14 protein-coding genes and 3 pseudogenes are annotated in these 15,503 nt (G+C 35.9%); 10 read left to right on the top strand and 7 right to left on the bottom strand.

From position 1 onward, the window contains the following. The first annotated feature begins 4 nt into the window (after window positions 1-4). Window positions 5-145: a hypothetical protein gene (locus ACFZP3_RS04495; RefSeq protein ID WP_264736007.1), complete on the top strand. Its 141-nt coding sequence runs from the start codon at window positions 5-7 to the stop codon at window positions 143-145. Between the two features lie 149 nt (window positions 146-294). Continuing rightward, on the top strand, window positions 295-1,107 hold the full coding sequence (locus tag ACFZP3_RS04500) for an ankyrin repeat domain-containing protein (protein WP_386086943.1): 813 nt from the start codon (window positions 295-297) through the stop codon (window positions 1,105-1,107). A 258-nt stretch (window positions 1,108-1,365) separates the two neighbouring features. Here ACFZP3_RS04500 and ACFZP3_RS04505 read toward each other — a convergent pair. Next, window positions 1,366-2,227, bottom strand: a protein-coding gene (locus tag ACFZP3_RS04505; RefSeq protein WP_386086489.1) for an IS630 family transposase whose coding sequence is annotated in 2 segments (ribosomal slippage) — window positions 1,366-1,903 and window positions 1,902-2,227 — 864 coding nt in all. Because the reading frame shifts where the segments join, the coding sequence is not laid out codon by codon here. Between the two features lie 357 nt (window positions 2,228-2,584). Between ACFZP3_RS04505 and ACFZP3_RS04510 the strand changes: the two genes are divergently transcribed. Continuing rightward, window positions 2,585-5,230 carry a 2-oxoglutarate dehydrogenase E1 component gene (locus tag ACFZP3_RS04510; RefSeq protein WP_386086944.1) on the top strand — a complete coding sequence of 882 codons (2,646 nt, stop codon included), beginning with the start codon at window positions 2,585-2,587 and terminating at the stop codon, window positions 5,228-5,230. Here the strand turns inward: ACFZP3_RS04510 and ACFZP3_RS04515 are convergent. Together ACFZP3_RS04515 and ACFZP3_RS04520 are read right to left on the bottom strand one after the other, a co-directional pair. Continuing rightward, window positions 5,223-5,822: a TIGR02217 family protein gene (locus ACFZP3_RS04515; protein WP_386086945.1), complete on the bottom strand. Its 600-nt coding sequence runs from the start codon at window positions 5,820-5,822 to the stop codon at window positions 5,223-5,225. The two genes, ACFZP3_RS04510 and ACFZP3_RS04515, sit on opposite strands and share 8 nt — an antisense overlap. A 52-nt stretch (window positions 5,823-5,874) precedes the next feature. Continuing rightward, on the bottom strand, window positions 5,875-6,120 hold the full coding sequence (locus tag ACFZP3_RS04520; RefSeq protein WP_253307281.1) for a hypothetical protein: 246 nt from the start codon (window positions 6,118-6,120) through the stop codon (window positions 5,875-5,877). Between the two features lie 102 nt (window positions 6,121-6,222). Between ACFZP3_RS04520 and ACFZP3_RS04525 the strand changes: the two are divergent. Then, a pseudogene (locus ACFZP3_RS04525) lies at window positions 6,223-7,453 on the top strand (IS256-like element ISWpi15 family transposase). Here ACFZP3_RS04525 and ACFZP3_RS04530 read toward each other — a convergent pair. Together ACFZP3_RS04530 and ACFZP3_RS04535 are read right to left on the bottom strand one after the other, a co-directional pair. Further along, the gene (locus tag ACFZP3_RS04530) at window positions 7,394-8,584 is read right to left on the bottom strand and encodes a hypothetical protein (RefSeq protein WP_386086946.1); all 1,191 of its coding nucleotides are present in this window, start codon (window positions 8,582-8,584) and stop codon (window positions 7,394-7,396) included. The pseudogene ACFZP3_RS04525 and the gene ACFZP3_RS04530 overlap by 60 nt on opposite strands. A gap of 194 nt (window positions 8,585-8,778) precedes the next feature. After that, window positions 8,779-9,560: pseudogene (locus ACFZP3_RS04535) on the bottom strand (DsbA family protein). 127 nt (window positions 9,561-9,687) lie between these two features. Between ACFZP3_RS04535 and ACFZP3_RS04540 the strand changes: the two are divergent. The 6 genes from ACFZP3_RS04540 (at window position 9,688) to ACFZP3_RS04565 (ending at window position 14,104) form a co-directional block, all read left to right on the top strand. Next, the gene (locus tag ACFZP3_RS04540) at window positions 9,688-9,924 is read left to right on the top strand and encodes a hypothetical protein (protein ID WP_386086947.1); all 237 of its coding nucleotides are present in this window, start codon (window positions 9,688-9,690) and stop codon (window positions 9,922-9,924) included. Continuing rightward, the gene (locus tag ACFZP3_RS04545; protein WP_386086948.1) at window positions 9,902-10,414 is read left to right on the top strand and encodes an AAA family ATPase; all 513 of its coding nucleotides are present in this window, start codon (window positions 9,902-9,904) and stop codon (window positions 10,412-10,414) included. The genes ACFZP3_RS04540 and ACFZP3_RS04545 overlap by 23 nt, the downstream gene beginning before the upstream one ends. Before the next feature lie 109 nt (window positions 10,415-10,523). Next, window positions 10,524-11,372, top strand: coding sequence for an AAA family ATPase (locus ACFZP3_RS04550; protein WP_265016485.1), 849 nt, complete (start codon window positions 10,524-10,526; stop codon window positions 11,370-11,372). Window positions 11,373-11,390: 18 nt separating this feature from the next. Further along, window positions 11,391-12,878 carry a UbiD family decarboxylase gene (locus tag ACFZP3_RS04555; RefSeq protein WP_353282264.1) on the top strand — a complete coding sequence of 496 codons (1,488 nt, stop codon included), beginning with the start codon at window positions 11,391-11,393 and terminating at the stop codon, window positions 12,876-12,878. 43 nt (window positions 12,879-12,921) lie between these two features. Continuing rightward, window positions 12,922-13,452, top strand: coding sequence for a phospholipase D family protein (locus ACFZP3_RS04560; protein ID WP_253309843.1), 531 nt, complete (start codon window positions 12,922-12,924; stop codon window positions 13,450-13,452). A gap of 109 nt (window positions 13,453-13,561) precedes the next feature. After that, entirely contained in the window at window positions 13,562-14,104 is a 543-nt protein-coding gene (locus tag ACFZP3_RS04565; protein ID WP_253309844.1) for a hypothetical protein, read from the top strand. A gap of 417 nt (window positions 14,105-14,521) precedes the next feature. Here ACFZP3_RS04565 and ACFZP3_RS04570 read toward each other — a convergent pair. Further along, window positions 14,522-14,657, bottom strand: a pseudogene (locus tag ACFZP3_RS04570) (IS66 family transposase); the annotation flags it as partial. An 81-nt stretch (window positions 14,658-14,738) separates the two neighbouring features. Next, window positions 14,739-15,437, bottom strand: a complete 699-nt coding sequence (gene rnc, locus ACFZP3_RS04575) for a ribonuclease III (protein WP_253309845.1) — start codon at window positions 15,435-15,437, stop codon at window positions 14,739-14,741. Between the last annotated feature and the right edge of the window lie 66 nt (window positions 15,438-15,503).

Genomic DNA, 15,503 nt, shown 5'->3' on the forward strand with positions numbered 1-15,503 from the left:
CTTAATGTTTATAGCTCAAAGAGAGGTGTCATTCCAGCACTTGATGCTGGAATCCAGGAATTTTATCAAGTATAAAAGTTATGTTAAAATGCACCATTTATGGAAAACTAGATCCCAGTGTCTGGGCACTGGGATGACATCATAGGGGCACTGGGATGACACCCTTTCCTAGATGGAGATAAATTACAATGTTTGTACAGTTATGGGATTGCGCAGTGGATGCAGTTTAACATAAAAAGCTTTGCTTTTTGAAATTTTGGGTTATACTAAACTTCAACACTATTAGCAGGGGTAATGATCATGAATAAAGAAGAAGCTTTAAAAATTTTGGAACTAACAGATAGCCATGACGTTATCTCTAAAGCCAGAAAGAAATTATTTGATAGTGAAAAAAACTCAGATGTATTAAAAACGCAGATCGAGGCATATAAATCGCTTACCGATAGTCAAGCAGAAGCTTTTTCGGATCTTGTAATATCAGCTATTAACAGTAATGAGCTAGATTTTCTGAAGTTGTTGCTGAAGACAGTAAAAAATGATGATAAATTTAACTATTTGAATACAGAAGGTACTGGTGGCAGTATACCATTGAACTTTGCATTAAGATATACAGGTTATAAGAATGAGTCAAGAGTTAAGATCATAGCTTTGCTTTTAGAGCATGGTGCTAATCCTAATACAAGAGATCGAGAAGGTAAATCATCATTACACTATGTTATTAATAATAGTGATGGCGTTTCTTGCCACAAAGTTACTGAATCACTTTTAAATAAAGGTGCTGACCCTAATGCAAAAGATAGTCAAGGTAAAACACTGTTGCATTACTCATTTGAAGATAAAAGTCACGATCGTGTTGAAATTGCAAAATTGCTGTTGAGGAAAGGCGCTAACCCAGACTTAAAAGATCATTACAATAAAAGACCAGTAGATTATGCTGAACACAACAGTAAAGTTGGGCAGCTATTTGGTGCCGTTGATCGTGATACGGTGTTACTATACTCTGGTGGTATAGTGATTTTTCGCTTTTTAGTATCTGCTGCGCACTTGAGGCTGCAGTTGGAGATTTCAGAAAAGCAGATAAAATCGGGTTTGCCATTTTTACAGTAAGTACTGCTGCTGTTGCATTATATTGCGCATACTGTGCAATAAAAACTGCGTTTTTTTCAAAACCCTCACCAGATTTTACCGAAGCTAGAGCAGAATTTCTTAATAGTCAATCACCAAATCCAGCAGGTGCAGCTTAATAATTATAGCTAAAGTAATCTAGGTTTACCGTCATTCCGCTACTTGTTAGCGGATGAGATACCGTGAATAAATCACGGTATGACGGTTCGCGGTGGTATAGTATAGCTCTTCTCATAATAGTCAGAATAAAAAAGCAGAATCAACAGCTTGACGGAAAGACTTAAAAATAGGGATATTTTTTCTAGCTCTATTCTTTATAGCAAACCAATTATGCTCAATTTCGTTAAAGTCTGGAGAATATGGAGGAAGATAAAGAATTTCAGCACCAACTCCTCTAGCAAGATTATCTATTTTTTTAGATTTATGGAATGTAGCGTTATCAAGAATTACAGTTTGGCCAGACCTTAAAATTGGAGTTAAAAACTGCTCAAACCAAGCCTCGAAAACATCCTTATTGCAGTATCCTTCAAAGGTCAATGGAGCAATGATCTTCCTTTTATTTAGAGCTGCAATCATACTGACACGCTGAGTTTTTTTACCTGATTTTAATGAATGAAACCTCTCTCCTTTTCTGCAATATCCGTATGGGTAGTCTTCTGTATTATCTATTCCAGATTCATCAATATATACAAGATTTTCATGACGTTTTGTTGCTATAACCTTTAAAAATTGAGCTCGCTTTCCTTCATTTCTTTCTTTATATCCGTAGGTCTTTTTTTCTTGTAAATCCAATATTTTTAAGTGCGCGGTGAATCGTTTGTCGACTGATATTACCCCAGAGTTTAGCCATCTCTGACTGAGTTTTGCCACCATGGTTTTTTGCAAATTTGGTAAAAACATTCCAGTCAGTAATTTTATGGTTATATCCTACGCTTCCAGGCTTTTTTGACTGAAAATCTCCCGTTTCCTTACGCCTTTTCTGCCACTCATATAGAGTCGTTTTTCCAATTTTAAATCTCTCTGCAACAGTTGCTCTACTTTCTCCTTCATCCAATGCCTCCATTGCTTTTTTCCTTAAATCGTAACTATACGCTGCTGGCATACAAACCCCACTACCATAAATCCATATCTTAACTTGTTTGGATTATTATGAGAAGAGCTATAATTCGTCATCCCGCTACTTGTTAGCGGGATCTATGCTAAGAGATACCACGGCGGTATGACGGTTCGCGGTGGTATAGTAATTCGTCATTCCGCTACTTGTTAGCGGGATCTATGCTAAGAGATACCGCGAATGAATCACGGTATGACTTAGATTGCTGATAAATCGTCATTCCGCTACTTGTTAGCGGATGAGATACCGTGAATAAATCACGGTATGACGTATAGAAACTAAAAAAGTTCTTTTTTAAAAAACTTAAGTTATACTTATAAGTATTTGATACTTTTTATAGTGATTATGTCGAATTTAAGCTGCCTTTATGGTGATAATGCAGAATTTGTGGAAGAAATGTATAGCCGTTATCTGCAGGGCGATAAATCAATCGGGGAAGATTGGTATAGAATTTTTTCAAGCAATTTAGAAGTTAATAAAGCAGAGCCCTGCAATGCAACTAAGGTAGATGATTCAGTTTCTAGTTTAGCAAATTTCTTCAGGTCCTATGGTCACTTTTTTGCAGACTTAAACCCATTGTCACCAAGTGAGAATCAATTAATAGATTACCAAAAATATTCAAATCTATCTCCGGCAAGTGACGCTGAAATCTATAGAGATATTTACTGCAAGAATATCGGTTTTGAATTTATGCATATCTCCTCTTATGAGGAGAGAATATGGCTGCAGGAAAAGATCGAAAATCAAACCTATACGCTGAGTTCACAAGATAAAAAGGAAATCCTGAGGCACTTGATCGAATCTGAGATGTTCGAGCAATTTCTCCATATGAAATTTCCTGGATATAAACGTTTTTCTATCGAAGGTGGGGAATCAGCTATCGTTGCTATTGAAAAAATTATTAGTGATTCTGCAGCTTTTAGTATTGAAGAAATAGTCCTTGGCATGGCTCACCGCGGACGGCTCAATGTTCTAACCAAAGTTATGGGCAAAGAATATGCGGCAATGCTATCTGAATTTCAAGGCAACCTTGCATACCCAAGTGGTCTTGAGGTGTCTGGTGATGTTAAATATCACCTTGGCTATTCTTCTGATCGAGCACTTACAGGTGGCAAAAAAATACATTTAAGTTTATGCCCTAACCCATCTCACCTTGAAGCGGTGAATCCGGTTTTGGCTGGAAGAATAAGAGCAAAACAGAATATAAGGTCTGTGCTTGGCATATCAATTCATGGTGATGCGGCTTTCATCGGTCAAGGTGTCGTTGCCGAGACCTTGAGCCTAAGCAACATTGAAGGTTATAAAGTGGGTGGTATTGTGCACATTGTTATAAACAATCAAGTTGGTTTTACTGCTAACCCATGCTGCGCACGATCCTCTTTTTATTGCACTGACATAGCAAAATCAATAGAAGCTCCGGTTTTCCATGTGAATGGAGATAACCCGGAAGCTGTGAGTTTTGCTGCAAGTCTGGCGATGGAATATAGGCAGAAATTTAAAAAGGACGTAGTGATTGATATAATATGCTACCGCAAATACGGCCATAATGAAGGCGATGAACCGAATTTCACTCAGCCACTTATGTATAAGCTGATATCAAAACATAAAACTCCTGGAACATTGTATGAAGAAAAATTGACTGCAGAGAAAGTATTAGATGGCGATGAAGTAAATAAATTGCGCAGTGAGTTCAGGGCAAAATTAGATAAAAGTCTTGCTGAATCAGTGACTTACACTCCAAAAAAAGCTGACTGGTTCGGTGGAGTGTGGTCAAAATTAAGAAGAGCAAAGCTGAACGATTTGAGCGAATACTACACGGATTCTGGTGTTCCGCCAGATGAGTTGAAAAAATTGGGTGTGCATATAAATAGCAATATTCCAAGTAGCTTTAACATTAACAATAAGGTTAGAAAAATACTCGATGGAAGAATAGACAGCATAAATTCTGGTAGCAATATAGACTGGGCAACTGCCGAAAGTCTTGCATTTGCGTCACTGCTTACAGAAGGAATAGGAGTGCGTTTATCAGGACAAGATTCTGGTCGTGGGACTTTCTCGCACCGTCATTCAAGGCTTGTTGATCAGGCAACAGAAGAAGCGTTTATTCCGCTAAACAATATAAATGAAAAGCAAGCTCACTTTGAGGTCATAGATAGCGCTTTATCAGAGTATGCTGTAATGGGCTTTGAATATGGATATAGTCTTGATTCTCCGTATTCACTGGTGCTCTGGGAAGGACAATTTGGTGATTTTGCAAATGGTGCACAAATTATGATCGACCAGTTTATCGCATCTGCAGAAACAAAGTGGTTGCGATCAAGCGGTCTAGTTCTATTGTTGCCCCACGGTTATGAAGGGCAAGGACCTGAGCATAGCTCCGCACGTATAGAGAGATTTTTGCAACTCTGCGCAGAGGATAATATGCAGGTAGTTAATTGTTCCACTCCGGCGAATTACTTCCATGTCTTACGCAGACAAATGCATAGAGACTTTCGTAAGCCTTTAGTAGTGTTTACACCTAAATCACTATTGCGTCATAAAAGAGCAGTTTCTAACCTATCTGACTTTGAAGGAAAATTCCTCACGGTAATTCCAGAATGTAGAACAGGTTTAGTTTCAAATAATGAAATACTTAAAGTTGTAATATGCAGTGGTAAAGTTTATTACGATATAATTGAAATGCTTGAAACACAAAAAATAAACGATATAGCAGTGATACGTTTAGAACAATTCTATCCGTTTCCAGCCGATAAATTAAGCAGCGAACTTGAAAAGTACAAGAACGCTGAAATTATATGGTGTCAAGAAGAACCAAAAAATATGGGGGGATGGTTTTTTGTCAACCCATTGATAGACGAGGTGTTATCTGACCTCAATATTCAAGCAAAAAGACCTAAGTGTATCGCAAGACCTGCTGCTGCATCTCCTGCATGTGGTTATGCTAGTGTTCACACTCAGCAACAGGAGGAAATTTTAAAGCAGCTTAATTAAACTTCACCTCTACTAGTGGAATGTTATTCCAGCTATTGCTTCCATAGTCATCAATAGAAGCGTTTAAGTAATCTGTATCAAAGCGCACGGGCACATCAAATTCGAAGCTCGCAGTGATTATCGCATCTTTTACTGGTGGCTTCATAAATGTTATTTCTCCCGTTGAATAATTTACTGAATATTCACTCTCTTCTTTACCATTTAAATAAATCTTTACTGTCCCATGTACTGGCTTTTTGATCATGCGTATATGCTTATCTTCCCCACTTACATAAGTTTTGATTAGCTGAAAAGTCGTTTTTTTGTTATCTCCTATACCAATCTTTTGATTAATGGCTATAAAATCTGACCAATCCTTAAAACGAAACCCTATTGCTTTACCTTTTCGTGCATGAAAAAATGTTATGAGTTCTGTTAGCTGCTCGTTTGATCTGACCCCGTAAGCTATGTTGTATCTAGTGCGTACATGAGACCAATTGATATTGCGCTGTTCACAACCGTTATGAGTTGTTACAACGTCAGTGGAAAATTCCGGTCCTCCAGTGGAACCATAAGATATATTTTCTGGAAATCTAATTTCTGTGAATGACATATGTCCTCCTATGAAAGTAAAATTGAGGTGGTGTAGTAAAACAGGAAAGATCTTAAATTTTTAAAGTTGCTTTATTAATAAGACCGTGCATTTTTAATCCTATTTCTTCTAGAAAAGTAAGGGTACTATTTTCTTCTAACTCACTTTTCAGTTCGTTAATGTTCTTATGACTCTGCGTTAATTGATATACACAAACACATCCAACGACTAAAGCAATTCCAGTAAGACATGCAAAAGGAATTGCTTGAGTAATGATAGCAGCTATAGCAGATGCTGTGAATACTATAGCAGCTATCACAGCAACTGTGCCATAAACAGCTTCTTTCTTGGGAGTATTAAATAAACTGTGTCAAACCGAAAAAAAAGTAATAAATTGATATAAAAAAATGGAGGTTTGACAATGAGTCAGAAAGTAGTAAACAGAACTACCGGTTTGGTAGATTATAAAGAATTAGAAACAAATATCCTGTCGTCTATACGAGAAGGAAGACCGTTGACAGGAAGAGATGGAGCATTAACACCGTTTATAAAAAAGTTGCTGGAGGTAAGCCTGGAAGGTGAAATAGAAAACCACTTGTCGGCTGAAAGCGAAGAGAATAATCGAAGAAATGGGAGGAATGCAAAGACTTTACGTACAAGCGCAGGGTCATTTGAGCTTTTGACGCCAAGAGATAGGGAAGGAAGTTTCGAACCACAAATAGTCAAAAAAAGGCAAACAAACTTACATCCAGAGCTTGAAACGAAGATTTTGAGCACATTTGCCAGTGGTATGGGCTATAGAGATATAGTGTCACATGTTGAGGAAATTTATGATCACAAAATATCGGCGGCAGAGATATCAAGTATTACTGACAAATTGCTACCAGTAATCAACGAATGGCGTAGTCGCCCGCTGCAGTCTGTATATCCGATAGTTTTCATGGTTTTTTAAAGTCAAAGAGGACGGGCATTGCGTAAGTAAATGCATGTATAACATATTAGGCATAGATCAAAATGGCAAAAAAGAAGTATTAGGTTTTTATTTGGCTGAAAGTGAAGGAGCTAACTTCTGGTTGGGAGTGCTAAATGACCTCAAAGAAAGAGGAGTAGAAGATATCCTTATTGCCTGCGTTGATGGGCTGAAAAGCTTTCCTGCAGCTATAAACAGTGTCTTTCCTAATGCGGAAGTGCAGATGTGTATAGTGCATCAGATACGCAACTCACTGAAGTATGTGGCCAGTAAAGATGCGAAGAGTTTTTTGAGCGATTTAAAGAAGGTATATCAAGCTTCAAGCAAGGAAATTGCCGAGAATTATCTGTTGGAATTGGATGAAAAATGGGGCACAAAGTACCCTATGGTTATAAAATCTTGGCAGAATAATTGGGAAAACTTGTCTGGTTATTTTAAGTATTCTGGTCCAGTTAGGAGGATAATCTACACCACCAATCCCATAGAGGGGCTACATAGGCAAATTAGGAAATTCACTAAGACCAAAGGCTCATTTACCAGCATAAATGCCTTGTATAAGCAGGTATATTGTGCTATAAAGAAGGCAGAGGAAAAGTGGACGATGCCTGTACATGATTGGGCATTAACTATCTCTCAACTTGATGTTTTCTTTCCTGGCAAATTGAAAATTGAGTTGAACTAAAAATGCGGTTTGACACAGTTTATTTAACACTCCCTCTTTCTTGTAATTATTAATTAATTTTTTTTGTATTTCTTTTTGTTGTGTTTTTTGTTCTTGCTGATGAGAGGAAGGGATTTCTTTATCTATGTGAATTTGTAAAACCGGCGCACTAGTACTGGTATTAATTATTTCTTGTTGTACTTTTTGCTCTGATTGATTAGAAGTAGGAATTTCTCTATCCGTATAAACAGTCGCACTAGCGCTGGCATTAATTCCTTCTTGTCGTGTTTTTTGCTCTAGTTGATGAGAAAAAGGGATTTCTTTATCCGTATAAACAGTCGCATTAGTGCTGGTATTAATTCTTTCTTGTTGTACTTCTTGCTCTGGTTGATTAGAAGGAGGAACTCTTTTATCTGTACTAAAAATTTCTTCACTAGAAACTTGTTGATCTTCTTTTATATCTTCAGAAATTCCACTAAGGAGTGGTACAAAATGTTGCATGTAATTCACTACTCCTACAGTTTTTTTACTATTATCTATCTTTAATTGATCAAGATTCACATCTTGTATAAAAACTTCTAGATCATCATCATGTGCTGTAATTTTAGTTACTGTAACTTTTTGACTATCTTCCTCTATTGAATAAATATAAAGCTCCACTTCATAATTATCACATATCATTCTCCCTTCAACCCCTGGGCGACCCCATATAGGTGGGCTAGCTTCTGTAGCCATACTTCTAATATCTTTTAAATATCTATCAAAAGATGCAATATTGTCTGGTATAATATTGTTCTGGTTATCTTTCATTACATTTCCGTTTGAACCTATCATAGGTACAGCATATCCTTCAGCAATATTTTTTGTTATTTCATTAAAAACCCATCGTGAGTCCTTTTTGTTTTCAGCATAATCTGCACAATCTTTTCTTAATGATTTTGCGGTAAAACGATAACCAGGTTTTATATTTAACTCATTCAACCCTTGAGCCACGGAGTCAAAAAAGCAATCTCCTGTCTTTATAGCAATTCCTATGTTTAGATTTTTGGGACAAGCATTTTTTAAATTATGCAGTAAATCACTTGATTTTTTCTTTTCTTTGATTTGTCGAAAAAGAGCAATTGGTTCTCTTGTATAATTAGGCTCTTTCATATTGTAACCTCAGAATGGTAGCTATATGTTAAGTTTAACACTTTTTAATGGATTAGTCAACCTTTGCAGGCTAAGGTTATGCTCGACTGTAGGCATCACCTGCTTTTCTTGAGCTACTGCGTATCTTATACGTACTGCTATTTATCACATTCATAATTAGATTCGTTTACGTTGTCAAGTAAAAAAATAAAATTTTATAGCAAATTAATCGCTGAAGCTAGTTTTTGCTTGCGACTTAATTCATCTACTTTTTTGCGTAATACATTCAAATCAGTTGCTCCTACAAACAGACTATCCCCAATTATTAAAAAGGTGTGCCCCCTACTCCCAAATCTCTTACTAGGAGCTTACTGCCATTTATCATTTGCTCAATTTTGTCCGCGTTATTTTTCATGGAATTATTAAAATCGTCCTCATCAATCCCTATGCTTTTCACTATATCCAATATGCTTTCGTCTGAAAATCCTCCTTTGTGACTTAAAGCAGAATAGTGAAAGTCGAAATATTTTTCTTTATCAATAAAATAAACAGCTAAAGCGCTTTTTGCTGCCCTTAAAGAGTCATTACCAAGTATTGGAGCATCCCTAAAGATATACTTAATTTTACCGTCGTTAATTAACTGTTTTATATCGTCTTTTATAGTCTTGCAATATCCACAAGAATAGTCAAAGAAACCTACAGCTATAACACTACTATTTTCATTTCCGGAGTAAGGATAAGTAAGGTCAAATATTTGATCCTTGTATTGTGAAATTTTACTTTTGGTCACATTATCTCGAGCAGCGTAACTACTTTTAATCGATTCCTCTTTGAGAGTTTTTACGATCTTATCAAAATTTCTACTTATATAATTATCTAATTTCTCACCTATATAATCATCGCTTAGCATTTGGCTGCGATTTGAAAGCCAATTGTTTATTACTGGTAAACTTGCTACTGCCAGTATAAGGATCAATAAAAACGATATTCTAGACATACAATTTATTTAAAAACCTACAACATAAAACTTTAGTACACATTTATCTGTATATTAAAAGAAGCATCTAATATTAATATATGAAAACATTTATATCAAGTGTATTTTATAACCAGTTTTGCCTCAAATGCAAACTTTACGTACAATGGAACTCAAGCACATTACTGAAAAGCTCATCAGAAGACTTGGTGATGCAAATGACCAAACCATCGCCAGAATAGCCAATTATGAGATGCTCTATCTTTTACCGCCGCGTATAACAACTGTAAACATGGTGGTGAAAAAAGTTGATCATCTTATAACCGCCGTGTATAATGCTAACAAATGCGGCGGTAAATTATATGAGCGAACCAATAATTGGTAGAGAAAAGGAAATAGCCATTCTAGAAAGTAAGCTTCTCTTTTCCCCATTTGCTGAGTTTATTGCAGTGTATGGTCGGCGTCGTGTGGGTAAGACGTACCTAATAAAACAATTTTTCAGTAAACATGCCGATGTTTTATTTGAACAAACAGGTCTTAATAATGGTACTATGCAGGAACAACTTGCAATTTTTACACAGTCGTTATCAAATACTTTTTATAAAGGTGCAAAAATTGCTTTGCCTGAAGTGTGGCTGGATGCATTACAACAATTAACACTTGCTATTGATAACACACATGAGAATGAACACATTGTCTTATTTTTTGATGAACTTCCATGGTTAGCTACAAGAAAGTCTCGTTTTCTAGAAACGTTAGAATATTTTTGGAATATACATTGGACAAACCGAAAGAAGCTTATCTTGGTTGTATGTGGTTCAGCAGCTTCTTGGATGTTGGAAAATATAATTTATACCAAAAGGGGGGTTGCATAACCGCATTACCGCAAGGATACCTTTGCAGCCTTTTAACTTACGTGAAACTAAAGAGTATCTAAGATATTTAGGAATCAACCTTAATCACCAGCAGATATTACAGATCTATATGGCTATTGGAGGAATACCACATTACCTTAAGGAAGTAAGTAAAGGATTATCAGCAGCACAAAACATTAATATGATCTGTTTTCAGAAGGGTGGTTTGTTATTTGATGAATTTGATATGTTGTTTCACTCCTTGTATGAAGAGCCAGAGACATATCTAAATATCATTCGTGCGATTGCAAAAAAGCCAAAAGGGATAAGCAGAAAAGAACTTATAAAAGCGACTAAAATCACTGAGGGTGGTCGCTTAACTGCTAAATTAAGGAGTTTAGAAGAAGCAGGATTTATTGGTGGTTTTTTACCATTGAACAAGGGAAAGAGAGGAGTATATTACAGGGTAATGGACGAATATGTATTATTTTATCTAACGTGGATTGAGCCGTTTAAGGAAGTAACAAAAAGGGCAATAATAAGTGATGCTCACTATTGGGAGTTAGCAATAAAGAAACCAGCTTGGCAAACATGGACAGGGCAAACATTTGAAGCAGTGTGTTTTAAACATGCCAATGTAATTAGAAAAAAATTAGATATAGAGCATATAGCAGTTATATGTGGAGATTGGCAATATCAACCAGAAAAATACAGTAAAGAGTCTGGTGCTCAAATAGATCTAGTTTTCGATCGAGAAGATGGATGTGTAATGCTCTGTGAGATAAAATATAGTGATAAACCTTATACAGTAACAAAGGAATTTGTCGAACAATTAAAAAGAAAAGAAGCAATTTATAGAGAAAAAACGAAATCAAAGAAGCAAATATTCTGGGTGTTAATTGCTGCAAATGGAGTTTCTGAGAACCAATATCTAAAAGATACGATACATCATGTGATTACACTAGAAGACTTGTTTTAAGTTATTTTAAATTTTAATATGTACACCAACTTACGCGACTTCATTAAAGCCTTAGAAGAAAAAAAAGATCTGATTAGGATTAAGGAGGAAGTTTCAACAGTTCTTGAAATGACAGAAATTCACCGTAGGGTTTTGTCAAATAAAGGACCAGCTATCATCTTTGAAAATGTTGTCACGGAAAACGGTAAAAATTCGATTCCAGTTTTGGTGAATTTATTTGGTACTATTAAGAGGATTGCATTGGGGTTGAACATAAACCCTGGTGAACTAAGAGATCTTGGTAAACTTTTAGCATTTTTGCGATCACCTGAGCCACCAAAAAACTTCAAAGATGCCGTGAAAATGTTTCCTTTACTAAAAGTTGTATTGTCGATGCGAAGTAAAGTTGTGAGCAAGGCTCCATGTCAAGAAGTGGTGCTAACTGGGGATGAGGTGGATCTTAGTTTGCTACCTATTCAAACATGCTGGCCAAATGAACCTGCACCACTTATCACCTGGCCAATTGTGGTGACAAAAGGCCCAACGGAAGACAAGCAAGATAATTTCAATCTTGGAATATATCGTATGCAGGTTATAGATAAAAAAACGACTCTAATGCGCTGGCTTGCACATCGTGGTGGTGCAGGTCACCACAAACGATGGAAAGAGAAGGAACAAAATATGAAATTTCCTGCTGCTGCTGTGATCGGTAGTGATCCTGCAACAATTATTGCTGCGGTAACTCCAGTGCCAGAAACATTGTCAGAATACCAATTTGCTGGGTTGCTGCGCAAAAAACCGCTTGAGCTTGTAAATTGTAAGACTATTCCGCTTCAAGTGCCAGCTCATGCAGAGATTGTTCTGGAAGGCTATGTAAGTTTGGATAGATATCAAGATGAAGGGCCATACGGAGATCACACCGGCTACTATAATTCTGTTGAGCAATTTCCAGAATTTAATATTACTGCAATTACTATGCGCAAAAATCCAATTTATCTCAGCACTTTCACTGGCAAGCCACCTGATGAACCATCAATTCTTGGTGAAGCGCTCAACGAAATCTTTGTGCCCATTCTTATCAATCAATTTCCAGAGATAGTGGATTTTTATCTACCACCAGAAGGTTGTTCATATAGAATAGCGGTGATATCGATAAAAAAGTCTTATCCAGGGCAGGCAAAAAGAATTGTTATGGGCATACTTTCCTTTCTAAAGCAATTTTTATACACGAAGTTTATTATCGTTGTTGATGATGATATAAATGTACGTGATTGGAAGGAAGTGATGTGGGCAATATCAACGAGAATGGACCCTGTGCGTGACACAATCACAATAGAGAACGCACCTATTGATTATTTAGATTTTGCTTCCCCTGAAAGTGGACTTGGAGGTAAAATGGGATTTGATGCAACAAATAAAATCCCGCCTGAAACCAAACGAGAATGGGGAGAGAAAATTAAAATGAGTGAGGAAATAGTAAGAAAAGTCATGGAGAAGTGGGAAGAATATGGATTGACAGGTGATTAAATTATGATGTAGCCTATCGCCGTATATCCGGGGGTGGGTTGTTGTGAGGCTTTTTCACTTTTTATTCTTGTTAATGTGTTTTTCTCTGTATTACTATGCGGGTTTTATATTTTCGCCCTGCCCAAAAGCTACGGTTTGCTTTTCACCTGGAGAAGATTGTGCTGTACCGATAATCAGCGTAATAGATCAGTCTAAAAAATCTATCTTAGTTCAAGAATATACATTTACTCTTGGAACAGTTGCAAAATCTTTGATTAATGCTAAAGAACGCGGTGTTGATGTTAAAGTCATCTTAGATAAATCGCAACTCTACTCAAAATATAGTGTTATAAATGAATTATTTTCAGGTGGAGTACCAATTTGGATCGATGATAAGCCAAAGATTGCTCATAATAAGATAATGATTGTTGACAATCAAAAAGTCATCACAGGGTCATTTAACCTTAGTAAGACAGCTAAAAAAGGAAATGCTGAAAATTTATTAATTATTACAGATTATCCTGAATTGATTCAGCAGTATGTGAAAAACTGGGAGGCACGAATGTCACAATCTTATAAATACGCTCCCAACTAATCGAGAGCGCTTGCTTAAAATCAGTTCTAAAAACAGCAAGAGAGAGCTTTTTTGATTGATTGACATAATGATTATGATATAATGAACTAAAAGTTTAAGGAATAAAGTAATGGATTATATAAATGATGCTGACGGTAGCTACACTGCCATTCATGATTTTTTTCAAAACAACGGTGTTGGAGATTACAAAGTTCAATGCAGTTATGGTGGGGTGCCGTATGCTACTGATGAGTACGTGCATTCTGGCGATAAATTTTGGAGTAATAATTTCATAGACTCACATTTTGGCAGGGAAATAAAAATGTATCCTCAAAGTGAACTTTTAGCTAAAGAATATGCTGGAAATACGTTGCCAGTTTCAATATCACTAGATAAGGATTTAATAAAAATGAAGGAATGTCAGAAAAAAACGAAATTTGTGGAACTAGAAAGGGAGTCAGGTGATTTAGTGTATGATAAGCAAAAGCATGTAAAGTGTTACACAACAAAGCTATCATATGATGATGTACATATTTACAATAACGATAAAGTTTCAACATTTAGCATAAAATACGACGTGCCAAATGATCCGAAATACAGTTTAAATATAACATTTACAAAGGTTAATGATAATAAACCAGGATTTTGGCAAAAATTTAAAAACATGTTTTAACCTGACCGTTCACTGGTTTTTACTCAATCAATCAATTACATTCTGTAATATTTGGGACGTCAAAAATTGACTTTATTTTTCTTGAGCTTTTTTTAATTTAAAATAAATACAGAAGCTTGTATCTTGAAATTTGCTGCAAGTGCAATTGCTTTCTAGCTATCTTTTATGGTATCTGTTCAGCTAAGCGGTGTGAGAGATAATATAGCTAAACTGACTTAGATTTACCGATAATTTGAAAAACAAAAATTCGTCATTCCGCTACTTGTTAGCGGAATCTATGCTGAGATACCGCGGCGGTATGACGTAGGAAAACCTTTCTTGGGTTAGCTATATCAGTTAATATTAAATTTTTATAATTAAAAAATATGCTATTTTTTAAAACTTTCATTCTCCTTGACTCTGTCAACTTCACAAAACAACTCTTGGACCAAATGTATCTGGCATAACACCTTTTGGTAACTTGCTACTTCTTTTTTTTCCGCATCTCCAACAATGGCCATTGATATTCCACTACATAAGGCTTAATTTTTGGTAGATCAACTTTTTTATGAATAATACTATGCTTCTCCTTAAATTGACCATTTCCCCTAAACGCTATTAGCTTCCTTAAAACTTACATTAATGCCTATTTTGCCTAAACTGAAGCGTCTTTTCCAATTTTTTCTAGCATCAACTCAGCAGCTTTTTGTTCAGCAATCTTTTTACTAGAAGCACATGCAGAAACTTTACCATAATCTTCTATGCAAACTGATATAGTAAATTCAGGATTGTGTGCTGGTCCAGTTTGTTTTACAAGCTCATACTCTGGTAAAGGCAATTTGTTTTTCTGAGTCCACTCTTGCAGTGAGGTTTTAGGATCTTGAGGGGGGTCAAGCATGCTTTTAGCTAGCTTTTCCCAATATTGGGTAATAAATTTTTCAACATTTTCAAGTCCGCCATCAATATAAATTGCACCTATTAGTGCTTCAAGCGAGTTTTCTAAATTTTTTAGGTTACATCTTCCTCCATTGCAGCGTTCACTATTATTCATGATGATAAAGCTGCCTAATTTTATTTCTTTAGCAACATTAGCAATGGTGTTGCCACAAACTAAATCCGTCTTTCTTTTTGCCAATGCTCCTTCTTTTTCTTCAGGAAATAGTTTAAACAGTATGGCAGATACGACCATATTCAAAACACTATCGCCCAAAAACTCTAGTCTTTCGTAGCTTACAATCTGGTTTTTGCTATTCCTTTTATTTACGCTTGGGTGAGTTAGTGCCTCTTCTAATATTGCATAATTTGTAAATTTATAATCAATGATCTTAGATATTGCATCATTCAAACTCTTCATACCCATTATTTAAAAGAAAAGCACTTTCTACCACCTTTATACCAGAGAATTAGTCTTATTTTATTA

It is taken from the genome of Wolbachia endosymbiont (group A) of Norellia spinipes (genome assembly GCF_964273535.1).